The sequence below is a fragment of the Gilvimarinus sp. 1_MG-2023 genome (assembly GCF_030548285.1).
Genome location: NZ_JAUOSC010000335.1, coordinates 1 through 372 on the forward strand (window position 1 = coordinate 1; position 372 = coordinate 372).

1 protein-coding gene is annotated in these 372 nt (G+C 50.3%); it reads left to right on the top strand.

Annotation, left to right across the window (positions count from 1 at the left end; genetic code table 11):
* The coding region (locus tag Q4563_RS17065) for a hypothetical protein (protein WP_442903775.1) at positions 1-226 on the top strand (226 nt) is incomplete at its 5' end.
* Between the last annotated feature and the right edge of the window lie 146 nt (positions 227-372).

The window sequence follows — 372 nt, forward strand, 5'->3', positions numbered from 1 at the left end:
GAACTACCTGACCGAAGATACCCGTAACGCCTATCAGACCATCGATGTGAATGTGTATCAGGAAAATACCTTCCATACCAAGATGCTGCTGAAGGATTTTGAACTGGATAACTATCTGTTTGGTGAAGCTGCGCTCAGCCTGAGTGACGCTGAACGGGATGTGATCGAGAACAAGGTGCGCAAGGAAATGCTGGAGATTTTCTACTCCCGTAATATGCCAGACTAAATACCGCAGTTCTGCAGTACTCCGGGAGCGGCTGTGATCAGCGCGCTGCCCGGTATCAGCCAGCGGCTGTTTCGGCTGACCCGTTCTGGTGTCAGTCTCTTGATCTTTTGGGGTGATTCAGCTTTCTTTGCGTAGCTGTAATTGCC